This is a genomic window from Streptomyces changanensis (assembly GCF_024600715.1).
Classification (GTDB): Bacteria; Actinomycetota; Actinomycetes; order Streptomycetales; family Streptomycetaceae; genus Streptomyces; species Streptomyces changanensis.
This window is the reverse complement of sequence record NZ_CP102332.1, coordinates 720,419-732,742: the sequence shown is the minus strand read 5'-3', so window position 1 is coordinate 732,742 and position 12,324 is coordinate 720,419. Positions and strand designations below refer to the sequence as shown.

Below are 12,324 nucleotides of genomic sequence, written 5' to 3'. Positions count from 1 at the left end.
GGCCTGCGGGGCGTGATGTCGGATATCCGCGCTTTATGATGATCTGCGGGTTAGCGTGCCCGCATGAGGTTCCCGATCCCGAGGAAGTCCCGCCGCAGACACCGACGGCCGCGCCTGACGCGTCGTGGCCGACTGGCACTGATCACCGGTGTGCTCGCCCTCGTCGCGGCGGGCACCCTGGTGCCCCTGCTCCTCATGCGCGAGCCCGCCCCGCCGCCGCGCGAAGAGACCCGGCACCTGCTCATCCCGGAGGGCTGGCGCTCCACGCAGGTCTACGAGGCGGTCGACAAGGCCCTCGGCGTGCCGCCCGGCACCACCCGGGCCACCGCCGCGGCACCGGGACTCGGTCTGCCCGCCGCCGCCCGGGGGAACCCCGAGGGGTTCCTCTTCCCGGCCACGTACCCGGTCGTGGACGCCACGACGCCGCGCGGCCTCCTGCGCTACATGGTCACCACGGCGGGGGAGCGGTTCGGGACGTCCCGCGTCACGCAGGGAGCGCAACGGAGCAGCCTCAGCCTCTACGAGACGGTGACCATCGCCAGCATCGTGCAGGCCGAGGCCGACACCGTGGAGGACATGGGCAAGGTGGCCCGGGTGATCCACAACCGTCTCGCCCGCGGCATGCCCCTGCAGATGGACTCGACGCTCAACTACGCCCTCGGCCGCTCCACCCTGGACACCTCGCACGCCGACACCCGCATCGACAGCCCCTACAACACCTACGTCGGCACGGGCCTGCCCCCCACGCCGATCGGCAACCCCGGCGAGCAGGCCGTGCACGCCGCGATCGACCCGCCACCCGGCGACTGGCTGTACTTCGTGACCGTCCGGCCCGGGGACACCCGCTTCACCGACGACTACGCCGAACAGCAGCGGAACGTCGAGGAGTTCAACGCCCACCGCCGCAGCGCCACCCCCTGACGCTCACGCGCCCGCCCGCGCCCGCCCCGCACCGACGAGCGCTCCACCCACCGCGGCCCCACCGTCGCCGGCGCCCACAACGGCCCCGTCGGCGGCACCCATGTCAGCCGCGTCACGCGCCGTCCCGGTGGCCCCGCCACCCGCGTCCCCGGCAGTCCCGTCGGCACCGTCGGCCAGGTCGGCCACGGACCCGCCGGTACCCGACGCCCTGCCGAGCCCTGGCGCGAGCGTCCCGCCGAGCCCCGACACGACCGCCCCGCCGGCCGGCCGCTCCAGCAGCCGCCGGACGTCGCGGACGGCGGCGCGCCCGGCGCGGTTGGCCCCGATGGTGGACGCCGAAGGTCCGTACCCCACGAGGTGGACCCGCGGGTCGCGCACGGCCCGGGTGCCGTCCAGCCGTATGCCGCCGCCCGGCTCGCGCAGCCGCAGCGGCGCGAGGTGGTCGACGGCCGCCCGGAAGCCGGTCGCCCACAGGATCACGTCCGCGTCCACCGCCCGCCCCGCCACGGGCCGCCCACCGCCGCCCGCGGCCGCGGCCGGCGCGGGGTCCCACGCCACGCCCGTCGGGGTGATCCGGTCGAACATCGGCAGCCGGTCCAGGACGCCCCGCTCCCGCGCCGCACGGACCGCGTCGTTCAGCGGCAGCCCGGTCACGCTCACCACGCTGCGCGGCGGCAGCCCCTGCCGCACCCGCTCCTCCACCAGGGCGACGGCCGCCCGCCCCTCCGCCTCGCCGAAGGACCCCTCGCGGAAGACCGGCTCGCGGCGGGTCACCCACGTCGTCTCCGCCGCCACGTCCGCGATCTCCATGAGGTGCTGGGTGCCGGAGGCACCGCCGCCCACCACGACGACCCGCCGCCCGGCGAACGGCTCGGGACCCGGGTAGTCCGCCGTGTGCAGCTGCCGCCCGCGGAACGTCTCCTGCCCGGGGTAGCGCGGCCAGAACGGGCGGTCCCACGTACCGGTGGCGTTGATCAGGGCCCGCGCCGCGTACACGCCCTCGGACGTCTCGACGCGCAGCCGGCCGTCCCCGCCGTCCCGCACCGCCGCCACGTGCACGGGCCGGTGCACGCGCAGGGCGAACGCCTCCTCGTACCGGGCGAAGTACTCCCCGATCACCTCCGCGGACGGGCGCCCCGCGTCGGCCCCGGTCAGTTCCATGCCGGGCAGCGCGTACATGCCGTGCACCTTGCCGTACGTGAGCGACGGCCACCGGAACTGCCAGGCGCCGCCCGGCCGCGGCGCGTGGTCGAGGACGACCACGTCACGGTCCGGCTCGTACCCGGCGCGCCGCAGGTGGTAGGCGGCGGACAACCCCGCCTGCCCGGCCCCCACGACGACCACGTCCACGTCCCGCACGTCCCGCACCTCGAAACCGTTCACCCTTCCACCAACCAGCCGGAGCGGAGGGATCTTCCCCGGCCGCACAGCGGGCACCATGGAGGCATGAGCGACGCATTCACCACCCGAACGCTGCGGATCGCCACCGGACACCGCGAGGTCGTCCACGACCTGACGGAGGACTGCGCGTCCTTCCTGAACGAGGTCGCGGCGGGCCGGGACGGCCTGCTGAACGTCTTCACGCCCCACGCCACGACCGGCGTGGCCGTCCTGGAGACCGGCTCCGGCAGCGACGACGACCTGCTGGCCACCCTGCACACCCTGCTGCCCGCGGACGACCGCTGGCAGCACCGCCACGGCAGCCCCGGCCACGGCCGCGACCACGTCCTGCCCGCCCTCGTCCCGCCCCACGCGACCCTCCCGGTGATCGACGGCCGCATGGCGCTGGGCACCTGGCAGTCGGTCTGCCTGGTGGACACCAACAAGGACAACCCGGAGCGGCAGGTACGGCTGTCGTTCCTCGGGTAGCGGCGGGTACTGCGGGACTGCAGGCGGGATGTCCGGCCGGACCAAGCGGTTCAGCGTCGCTCCTCTTTCGCGGTGATCGCGACGCCGTGAACCAGCCAGGTCCCTTGGGTCCCTGCCGGAGCGGGCGGCGCCTGGGAAGAGTGAGGAGGGCACGCGCACGCGCGCGGGACCCCGCCCCCCGGTGGCGCCCGTGGCCCGGTCGCGGGGCGGCGGAGTCCCGGCCGCAGGAGTGGACGTCAGTAGCCGTAGATCATCCTGTAGGCGGCCTCCGGGAGGAACTGACCGGCCGAGGAGCCGGTGCCGACGCCGCAGTTGCCGTCGGACTCGCCCGGTGCCTTGATCCACAGCAGCATCTCGGCGCCGCCTCCCATCTGGGTGGGGGTGCCGATGCGGCGGCCCGCGGCGTTGCACCACTCGCCGTTGGAGCCGTTGCCGTTGCGGCTGGTGTCGACGACGAACGGTTTGGTGTAGCCGTAGCGGGCGGCGAGTGCGCTGTTGACGGCGTTGCCGTAGGCGGTGTTCTGGGCGGTGGTGTAGTAGTTCGAGACGTTGAGGGAGAAACCGCGGGCCTGGCGGAGGCCCGCCTCGTGGAGGCGCTGGGCCATCGTCGCCGCGCTCACCCAGCCGGGGTTGCCCGCGTCGAGGTAGACCCAGGTGTTGGGCGCCTGACGGTTGAACTCGGCGAGGGCGCCGCTGATCATGCCCTGACGTTCGCGGACCTGGGTCGGGTTCAGGCAGCCGTAGTCCGCGAGAGAGTCGGGTTCGAGGACGACGACGGCCGGGCGGTCGGCGATCCCGCCGGCGAACTGCGCGATCCAGGTCGCGTAGGCGGAGGGCGACGATGCCCCGCCTCCGGAGTGCCCGCCGCACGAGTCTCGGAGGTGGATGTTGTAGGCGACCAGGACGGGCAGCTTGTCCGCGTGGTCCGCCGCCCCGACGTACGCACCCGTGGCGGTGCCGATGGTGCCGCTCCAGGCGCCGAACCAGCGGGCCGTGGGCGTGTTGGCCAGGGACGTGTTGATGGCGGGCGCCCGGCCGTCACCGGCGTTGGCGGCGACCCACTGCTTCGCGCTGGAGTTCGGGTCCACGTAGAAGCCGCTGGTCATGGTGGTGGGGTCCGCCGCCTGGGCGGGCGGCGCGACGGCGAGCGCCAGTGGCAGCGCGGCAAGGGCGGTGACGAGGGCGCGGACTGTGCGGCGCATGGCGGTACCTCGGTTTCCTGACGGCGGATGCGTCGCGCGGTCTCGTCCCGAGCTGGCGACGCAGTGAGGACGTGCGGTGGTGCACCAGGTCAGGTGCGGGTCCAGCGCTGGTTGGCACCGTTCCAGCAGGAGTAGAGCTGGATCAGGGTGCCGTTGGTGGTGCCGTTGGCGGCGGCGTCGAGGCAGAGGCCGGACTGGACGCCGACGATGGAACCGTCGGAGCCGAGGCGCCACTTCTGGTTGTCGCCGCCCCAGCAGCGGTAGATCTGCACCTTGGCTCCGTTACCGGTGCCGGCGGCGTCCAGGCACTTGTCACCGTAGACCCTGAGCTCGCCCGTGGCGGTGTGGGTCCACTGCTGGTTGGCGCCGTTGCCGCAGTCCCACAGCTGGAGCTGGATGCCGTCGGTCGTACTGCCTCCGGGCACGTCCAGGCACCGGCCCGAGGCGACTCCCCTGATCTGTCCGGAGCCGGGGGAGGGCGTCGGGGTGGGGGTGGGGGAGACGGCGTTGAGGGCGTTGAGGACGGACGTGTAAGCGGGCTTCTTGCTGCCGTCGCCGTTGAACAGCAGGGGCGAGTGCTGCGGTCGCCAGGAGTCGGTGTCGCGTACCCCCCAGACGGTGATGCCGAGGCAGCGCGGGACGGCCAGGCAGTCGTTGGTCACGTTGGCGTAGGTGGTGGCCGAGGCGCCCTGGATGTCGAGTTCCGTGATGGCCACGTCGACGCCGAGGGCGGCGAAGTTCTGCAGGGTGGTGCGGAAGTTGCTGTTGTACGGGCTGTCGCTGTTGAAGTGCGCCTGGAAGCCGACGCAGTCGATGGGCACGCCGCGCTGCTTGAAGTCCCGGACCATGGCGTACATGGCCTGCGTCTTGGCCCAGGTCCAGTTCTCGACGTTGTAGTCGTTGTAGCAGAGCTTGGCGGCCGGGTCCGCGGCGCGCGCGGCGCGGAAGGCGACCTCGATCCAGTCGTTGCCGGTGCGCTGCAGGTTGGAGTCGCGCCGGGCTCCCGAGGGGCCGTCGGCGAACGCCTCGTTCACGACGTCCCACTGGGCGATCTTGCCCTTGTAGTGGGCCATCACGCCGTTGATGTGGTTGATCATCGCCTGACGCAGGGCGCTGCCGCTGAGGCTCTGCATCCAGGCGGGCTGCTGGGAGTGCCAGGCCAGGGTGTGGCCACGCACCTGCTTGCCGTTCTGCACCGCCCAGTTGTGGACGCGGTCGGCGGCGGTGAAGTCGAACCTCCCCTGCTGCGGTTGGGTAGCGTCGATCTTCATCTCGTTCTCGGCGGTCACCGAGGTGAACTCACGGGCCGCGATCGTCGTGTACGTCGAGTCGTTGAGCCTTCCCGAGGCGATGGCGGTGCCGAAGTAGCGGCCGCTCTGGGCCGCCGCGCGGCCGAGCGTGCTCTCGGCCGCCTCGGAGGCCGGCGGCGCCACCAGGACCGTGGCCGAACCGAGGACGCCGACGATCAGTGCCGCGCACATACCGCCGATCTTTCTGCGGAGAGTGGACGGCCGAATGACGTGTGAGCGCATGGCTGAGCCTCCAGGACGGAAATCACACGGAAGGATTCGAGCGCGGCACAAGGGCTTTTCTTCTGCGATGTCCGCGCCCACTGGAAAGGGGGGTGTGCCGCAAGGGGTGGCAATTCGAGACCGGCACCGTGGTGCGGCGGGCGAGAAGGGACGCCACCTCGGAAATCAGTGTGAGAATGCGGCAGGAACATGTCAATGGTTTCGAAGGTGTTTCGAAGTCCTGCCTCTTCGAGGTGGCACGGAAGGCAATTCCACGGGCGCCCTCCCCATCGAAAGGTTTCGATGGGGAAGGCGCTCGATCTGCAGCTGCCGTCGAGCCGTCCGCGTCCTTCCGGGCGGGCAGACGCACGGAAATCCGGGAGGGGCGGAAACTCTTCGCCGGCGTGCAACGGTTCGGCGTTTTCCTCCTGTGCGACGGCCGGCGTTCTTCCGTGTACGGTCGACTACCGCTGCCGCCGGTTCGCCGGCGGCATCACGTGGCGGGCGCCGCCCGCCGGCGCCTCTGCTGTCCCGCCGGTTCCCGCCGGTTCCCGCCGGTGCGGATACGTGATGTCGAACCATGTGAAACGGGCTCGATTGGTGGAGGGACGGCCGTCGGACGTGGCGTAGACGCCGAGCTGGACGCTGGTGAACAGCGGAGTGAGGAAGGTGGCTTCGACGGCGGCCAGGTCCTGCCAGGCGCCGTCGGGTGCCGCGTGGCGGAAGGTGTGGCTGAAGCCGCGGACGCGGACTCCCAGACGAAGGGGGCCCGGGCGGACGGGAACGCCGGCCAGGACGTCAGACCCGTGACGGAGGACGAGTCCTTCCGTGGTGCGAAGGAGGAGGAGGTGGGCGTCGTCGTCGAGGACCACGGCGAGGCCGGCCTGTTCGCCTGCTGCGGCGGGGGTGAAGTGCAGTTCGGTGGACACGTCGCAGTCGTGTTGTTCCTGGGGGCGGGCCAGGAGGGACGGGACGGTGCGTTCGCCGAGGCGTTCGGGGCGGAGCTGGAGGCGGAGCCCGTCACCGGTGGTCCAGAACGGCGCGCGTGGGGTGCCCAGGGTGCTCCAGTCGGCGGAGAGGGCGGCGAAGTCGTCGTGGAGACGGCGGCGAGGGCTCGTGTGGCCGACCGGGGAGAAGACCGGCCAGCCGTCGCTCCAGGTGACCCTGCTGAGGAAGGTCTCGCGGCCGATGGCGGAGCCCGGGCGGACGCCCAAGAGGACGGCCCGCCAGTCGCCGTACGGGGTCTGGACGAGGTCGGCGTGCCCGGTGCAGGTGACCGGGCCCGTGGCGGGAGGCAGCACCGGGTTGCCGGGTGCGCCCTCGTACGGGCCGGTCACGTGGTCGGCGCGGGCGGCCACCACACTGTGGTCCACACCGGTGCCGCCCTCCGCGGTGAGCAGGAGACAGGTGCCGTCGATCCTGTAGAGGTGCGGGGCCTCCGACCAGCGGGCGCCCGGCCGGCTTCCCGACCACAGGACGTACTCGGGTCCCGTGAGCCGACGCTCGCGGGGAAGGTACTCGCGCATCCAGATCTCGGTGCGGCCGGCGGCCTCGTCCAGGACGCGGGCGGCGGTGAACCAGGCACGGCCGTCACCGCCCTCCGGCCCGTCGTCGAAGAACAGCGACGGGTCGAACCCCTCGCCCTCCAGCCGCTGCGGTTTCGACCACGGTCCCGCCGGGTCGATCGCCGTGACGACGAAATGGCCGGGGCCGTCCATCAGCGTGCAGACGAGATGGAAGACCCCGTCATGGTGCCTGATCGTGGGGGCGAACAGGCCGCGCGAGGGCTCACACCCGTCGAGATCGAGCTGGGACGGCCGGTCGAGCGCGGAGCCGAGACGCCGCCAGTTCACGAGATCGCGGCTGTGGAACAAGGGAAGGCCGGGGAACCATTCGAAGCTGGACGTCACCAGGTAGTAGTCCGCTCCCACCCGGCACACGGACGGGTCGGGCCGGAAACCGGGCAGCACAGGATCACCGAACAGCGCGGTCACGGAACCGGGACCGTCTCGACCGGCACGGACAGCACGCGGTCGGCCGCCGGATGACGCACGGGACCGTGCAGGGTGAAGGAGCCCCGGAGCGGAAGGTCCCCGCTGGACCGCCCGACGGCCACGCCGATCTCCCCGGGCTCCACTCTTCTGCGCAGGTCGACCCCGGTGAAGGAGGTCCGGTCGGCGTGGACGGCGAAGGTGACCCGGGCGGCCGCGCCCGGCCGCAGCTCGACCCTGCAGAACCCGGCGAGCCACCGCTGCGGCCGGACGACGGACGCCTCGGGGTCCGAGAGGTACAGCTGGACCACCTCGGTCCCCGCCACCTCACCGACGTTGCGCACGGTGACCGCGACGCGGACGGATCCGTCCGTCGCGGCGACGGGATCCACCGCCAGGTCCGAGAGGTCGAAGCTGGTCCAGCTCAGCCCGTGTCCGAAGGGGAACAGCGGAGTCGGGTCCACCGAGCTCCAGTCGGTGTGCCCGCCGAGCCTGGAGTGCAGGTAGGTGCCAGGCTGGCCGCCGACCCGGCGGGGGACGGAGACGGGCAGCCGCCCGGACGGTTCCGCGGCCCCGCTGATGATCCGGGCCAGCGCCGTCCCGCCCTCCTCGCCGGGGAAGAAGGCCTGCACCACGGCGGACGCGCGCTCGGCCAGCGCGCCGAGCGCGTACGGCCGTCCGGAGACGAGGACCAGGACGGTCGGCACCCCGGAGTCCAGTACGGCGGAGGCGAGTGCCGCCTGGTCGCCGGGCAGGTCGAGGGTCTCGGCGTCGCAGCCCTCTCCGGAGCTGCCCCGGCCGAACATGCCGGCCCGGTCCCCGAGTACCAGCACGTGCACGTCCGGATCGTCCGCGGTGACCGTGAACCCGGCGGCGCTGAGCGCCTCGCCGAGCGTCGGGATCTCAAGCCCGAGGTCGCCGGGGAGCGCGACGTGGTTGGGGAAGGAGTAGCAGCCGAGGAAGGACTGCGGGTCGTCGGCGTACGGCCCGCTGACCGCGACCCGGCACGGCCGCAGCGGCAGGATGCCGTCGTTGGCGAGCAGCACGGTGGACCGCTCGGCCAGGAGCCTGGCCAGTGCCCGGTTCTCCGGCGGGTCGAGGTCGACCGGCTCGGGCTTGACGGGCTCCCAGTCGGGGTCGAGCAGACCGAGTTCGGCCTTCTGCAGCAGGACCCGTTCCGCGGCGCGGTCGATGAGTGCTTCGGGCACGCTTCCCGCTCGCACCCGTTCGGTCAGCGGCTCGCCGTAGCAGCGGGCCGTCGGCAGCTCGACGTCGATCCCGGCGGTCAGCGCCAGCGCGCCGGCCGCGCCGCGCGATCCGGTGACGCCGTGCCGGGTCTCCAGGAAGGAGACGGCGTAGTAGTCGGCGACGACCACCCCGCCGAAGCCGAGCTCACCCCTCAGCAGATCGGTCAGCAGCCGTGCGTCGGCGGCCACCGGGACGCCGTCCACGTCGGTGTAGCTGTTCATCACCGACCGGGCGCCCCCCTCTCGGAGCGCCCGTACGAAGGGCTCGACCAGCACGTCGGCGAACTCGCGCGGCCCGGCTGCGACCGGGGCCATGTTCCGGCCGCCGCGTGAGGCCGAGTACCCGGCGAAGTGCTTGAGCGTCGCCACGACCCCGGCGCCTTCCAAGCCCTGCACATAGGCGGTGCCGATCGCTCCGACGAGGTACGGATCCTCGCCGATGCACTCCTCGGTCCTCCCCCACCGGTAGTCGCGGACCACGTCGAGGACCGGAGCCAGCCCCTGGTGGACGCCTACCCGCCGCATCCCCTCACCGATGGCGGCGGCCATCCGTCGCACGAGCCCGGGATCGAAGGACGCACCCCAGGCCAGCGGCCCGGGGAAGACCGTCGCCCCGAACGTCATGAACCCGGTCAGGCACTCCTCGTGAGCGACCGCCGGGATCCCGAACCGGCCGGCCCCGGTCACCTGCCGCTGGAGCGAGGCGAGCCGCTCCATACCGGCTTCCGCGGTGATCGGGGCGGTACCGTACACCCGGGTCAGCTGGCCGAGCCCGTGGGCGACGATGTCGTCGAGACCGGGCGCGGACTCGCCGGAGTCGTCCTCCATCGGCGCGACAGGCGCTCCCGGATCGGAGGGCAGCGCCCAGTAGCCGGTGAGTTGCCCCGCCTTCTCCTCCAGCGTCATCCGTCTCAGCAGATCGGCGACTCGTACGGACGCGGGCAGGCGGGGGTCACGCCAGGGCTCGGTCAAGGGGGGTCTCCTAGCGACGAGGCGGGGCGGTGGAGAGCCGGACCTTCAGCTCGGTCGAGAGTTCCATCCGGGGGCTGACCAGGGGCTGCCGTTCCAGGAGCTGGAAGAGTGTGCGGGCGGCGAGCCGGCCCATCTCCTCCAGCGGCTGACGCACCGTCGTCAGCGGGGGAGACAGCCACTCGCACATCGGCAGGTCGTCGAAGCCGACCACGCTGAGGTCCTGCGGGATGCTCAAGCCGCGCTGCCGGGCGGCCTCGTACACGCCCATCGCCTGCTGGTCGCTGCCGGCGAAGACGGCGGTCGGCGGCTCGGGCAGGTCGAGCAGCTCCCGGGCGCACCGGAACCCGCCCTCGTGCTGGAAGTCGCCGAACCGGATCAGGTCGCGGTCCACCTCGATCCCGGCCCGCTCCAGCGCGGCCCGGTACCCGTCGATGCGGGCCTGGCTGCAGAGCATCTCCCTGCGCCCGCCGATCGCGGCGATCCGGCGGTGCCCCCTCTCCAGCAGGTGCTCCGTGGCGGCGAGACCGCCCGCCCAGTTGGTCGCGCCGATGCTCGGCACGCCGTTGCCCGGCAGGTCGATCGGGTCGATGACGACCAGCGCCACCCCGGCCCGTTCGACCTGGGCGCGCTGGGCCTGGGTGACCGAGGCGGTGACGAGGATGACGCCGTCGCTGTGGTGCAGGACCGGAAGCGCGGCCCAGCTCGACGGGGTGGCCTCGCCCGGCGGGACGAGCGACACGACGGTGCCGACGCTCCGCTGGGCGCACTCGGCCTCGACACCGCGCAGTATCTCCACCGCCCAGGCGCTGTCCAGACCGCCGATGATCAGGTCGACCAGGCCCGATCTGCGGGCCCTGCCCTGCCGGCCGGGCTGGGAGTAGTTGTGGGATCGCAGCAGGGTCTCGATCCGCTCGCGTGTCGCGGACGCGACATCGGAGCGACCGTTGATCACCTTGGACACGGTGGCCTGGGAGACCCCCGCCTCCGCGGCGATGACGGCCAGGGTCGGACGCTGCTCGCTCACCTTGTCTCCTCTGCGTGGACGCCCGGGCGGCGACAGATACCGCAAACTTTTCGAAGAGTCTCCGGTCGGTGTGGTCGACCTGTCAAGCAGAAGTGCAGCTGTTTTCCAGGGAGTTCGGTGACAGGTCTTGACCGTGAAGCCCCGCGTTCCTAGTTTGTGGCAGCACGGAATTCGAGAGTGTTTCGAAATATTTTCGACGATCGGCCTTACCCCACCTCGGAGGTCCCATGGCCAGCTCTCCCCCGAGTCGACGACGCTTCCTGGCGCTCTCGGGCCTCACCGCACTGTCCGTCCCGCTGACCGCGGCCTGCGGCGGTGGAGGCTCCGGCGACCAGCCGGCGGCCGACGGCAAGGTGACCTTCGCGTGGTGGAACATCGCCACGACGGAACCGGGCAGGTCCCTCTTCCCGCAGATCTCCTCGGCGTTCACGGCCGCCCACCCGAACGTCAGGATCGAGACGACCTCGTTGGAGAACGAGGCGTTCAAGTCCAAGCTGACCGCCACCACCTCCTCGGGCAGGCTCCCCGACGTCTTCCAGACCTGGGGCGGCGGCGTGCTGCGGCAGCAGGTCGACGCGGGGCTGGTCGAGGACCTCACCGACGTCCTCGACTGGTCGTCCCAGCTCACCCCGGTCTCCCTGCAGGCGTACCAGTTCGAGGGTCGGACCTACGGGGTGCCCTACGACATCGGCATGGTCGGCTTCTGGTACAACAAGAAGCTCTTCGCCAAGGCCGGGATCACCGCCCCGCCGGTCACCTGGGCCGAGCTCCTCGAAGACGTCAGGAAGCTCAAGGCGGCGGGCATCACCCCGATCGCCCTCGCGGGCAAGGAGAAGTGGCCGGGCCACTACTACTGGGCCTACCTCGCGATGCGCGTCGCCGGTCTCCCCGCGCTGCGGCAGGCGGCGACCACCAAGGACTTCACCGGCGGCGGCTTCGTCCAGGCGGGCGTCCACCTCAAGGAGCTGGTCGACCTCCAGCCGTTCCAGACGGCCTTCCTGGGGGCCGGCTACGCCACCCCCGGCGGGCAGGCCGCGACCATGGGCAACGGCAAGGCCGCCATGGAGCTGATGGGGCAGTGGGGACCGTCGGTGCAGAAGGACGCGGGCGCCGACCTCGGAGCGGACCTGGGCTTCTTCCCCTTCCCGACGGTCGACGGCGGTGTCGGCCGGGCCACCGAGGTGTTCGGCGGTGGCGGTGGCTTCGCGCTGCGCAAGGGCGCCCCGAAGGAAGCGCTGGACTTCCTGCGGTTCTTCGTCCTGGACAACGAGTCCAAGCTGCTGGCCTCCAACGGCTACCTGCCGGTGGTCAAGGGCGCGGAGAGCCGGCTCACCGACGCCAACAAGAAGGTGGTGGCCGACAGCCTGGTCAAGGCGACGGGCTTCCAGCTCTTCCTCGACCAGGCCTATCCGCCGGCGGTCGGCCAGGAAGTCAACGACAGCGTCGCCGACCTCATCGCGGGCGAGAAGACGCCCGAACAGGTCACCACCTCGATCACCGAGGCTGCGAAGAGTGCCTAGCTCCGTGTCCACCCTGACCAAGGAGCGGACGCAGGACGTCGTGCCGGTGCACCCGCCGACTCCGGCC

9 protein-coding genes are annotated in these 12,324 nt (G+C 72.1%); 3 read left to right on the top strand and 6 right to left on the bottom strand.

Going from position 1 to position 12,324, the window contains the following annotated elements:
• Positions 1–63 precede the first annotated feature (63 nt).
• On the top strand, positions 64–921 hold the full coding sequence (gene mltG / locus NRO40_RS03125) for an endolytic transglycosylase MltG (RefSeq protein ID WP_058945089.1): 858 nt from the start codon (positions 64–66) through the stop codon (positions 919–921).
• Positions 922–924: 3 nt separating this feature from the next.
• Here the strand turns inward: mltG and NRO40_RS03120 are convergent, their stop codons facing one another.
• A complete protein-coding gene (locus NRO40_RS03120) occupies positions 925–2,304 on the bottom strand; it encodes an FAD-dependent oxidoreductase (protein ID WP_232791268.1) in 1,380 nt (459 codons plus the stop codon).
• Positions 2,305–2,367: 63 nt separating this feature from the next.
• Between NRO40_RS03120 and NRO40_RS03115 the strand changes: the two genes are divergently transcribed.
• Positions 2,368–2,790: a secondary thiamine-phosphate synthase enzyme YjbQ gene (locus tag NRO40_RS03115; protein ID WP_058945088.1), complete on the top strand. Its 423-nt coding sequence runs from the start codon at positions 2,368–2,370 to the stop codon at positions 2,788–2,790.
• A 236-nt stretch (positions 2,791–3,026) separates the two neighbouring features.
• On the opposite strand, the gene NRO40_RS03110 is transcribed toward NRO40_RS03115, so the two are convergent.
• From NRO40_RS03110 to NRO40_RS03090, 5 genes are all read right to left on the bottom strand, one after another.
• Entirely contained in the window at positions 3,027–3,992 is a 966-nt protein-coding gene (locus NRO40_RS03110) for a glycoside hydrolase family 6 protein (protein ID WP_058945087.1), read from the bottom strand.
• Positions 3,993–4,081: 89 nt separating this feature from the next.
• Positions 4,082–5,524: an endo-1,4-beta-xylanase gene (locus NRO40_RS03105; protein WP_058945086.1), complete on the bottom strand. Its 1,443-nt coding sequence runs from the start codon at positions 5,522–5,524 to the stop codon at positions 4,082–4,084.
• Positions 5,525–5,967: 443 nt separating this feature from the next.
• Positions 5,968–7,497, bottom strand: a complete 1,530-nt coding sequence (locus NRO40_RS03100) for a glycoside hydrolase family 43 protein (RefSeq protein ID WP_079047507.1) — start codon at positions 7,495–7,497, stop codon at positions 5,968–5,970.
• The gene (locus NRO40_RS03095) at positions 7,494–9,713 is read right to left on the bottom strand and encodes a glycoside hydrolase family 3 N-terminal domain-containing protein (protein WP_058945085.1); all 2,220 of its coding nucleotides are present in this window, start codon (positions 9,711–9,713) and stop codon (positions 7,494–7,496) included. Before NRO40_RS03095 ends, NRO40_RS03100 begins: the two co-directional genes overlap by 4 nt.
• A gap of 10 nt (positions 9,714–9,723) precedes the next feature.
• Entirely contained in the window at positions 9,724–10,737 is a 1,014-nt protein-coding gene (locus tag NRO40_RS03090; protein WP_058945084.1) for a LacI family DNA-binding transcriptional regulator, read from the bottom strand.
• A gap of 227 nt (positions 10,738–10,964) precedes the next feature.
• Between NRO40_RS03090 and NRO40_RS03085 the strand changes: the two genes are divergently transcribed.
• Positions 10,965–12,257 carry an extracellular solute-binding protein gene (locus NRO40_RS03085; RefSeq protein WP_058945083.1) on the top strand — a complete coding sequence of 431 codons (1,293 nt, stop codon included), beginning with the start codon at positions 10,965–10,967 and terminating at the stop codon, positions 12,255–12,257.
• Positions 12,258–12,324: the final 67 nt, after the last annotated feature.